This is a genomic window from Citrobacter sp. TBCS-14, from assembly GCF_005280805.1.
GTDB classification, from domain to species: domain Bacteria; phylum Pseudomonadota; class Gammaproteobacteria; order Enterobacterales; family Enterobacteriaceae; genus Citrobacter; species Citrobacter gillenii.
Window position 1 is genome coordinate 1 of record NZ_SZWM01001005.1, and the last position, 575, is coordinate 575.

The following is a 575-nucleotide window of genomic DNA, read 5'->3' on the forward strand; positions in this document are numbered from 1 at the left end:
AAAGGTTAAAAATGACAATTAAAAACTTCACGTTTTTCAGTCCAAGTGGTACAGAGTTTCCAGTAGGTTCAAACAATGACGGAAAATTATACATGATGTTGACTGGAATGGACTATGGAACAATTAGACGAAAAGACTGGTCTAATCCAATAAACACAGCTCTAAACGTACAATATACTAATACTTCAATTATTGCTGGCGGAAGATATTTTGAACTATCAAACGAAACAGTAGCTTTAAAGGGGAATTCTGTCAACTATATCCATGCAAATATTGACTTAACTCAAACAGCGCACCCTGTTACTTTATCGGCTGAAACTTCAAATAATAGCAATAATGTCGATTTAAATAATAGTTCTGGAGTTCTAAAAGTTTTGATTGACATCAGGACAACTGACGGAACAGGTGTAGTTTCAAGCGAAAAACCTCGAAACGTTACGACATTAGACCAAGTTAATGCAGAAAATATCAATGTTAAATTACTTAGTGTAGATGGAGACGTTAGTGATTGGACAGCTTTGAACATGTCTAACGTCACTAGCGCCGTTCCGCTACAGCTTCAGTGCCCTGAAGGA

The 575-nt window shown here is 36.5% G+C and carries 1 protein-coding gene; it reads left to right on the top strand.

Annotated features, from left to right (window positions below; genetic code table 11):
* Positions 1-11 precede the first annotated feature (11 nt).
* The coding region (locus tag FDX22_RS22640) for a hypothetical protein (RefSeq protein ID WP_255433041.1) at positions 12-575 on the top strand (564 nt) is incomplete at its 3' end.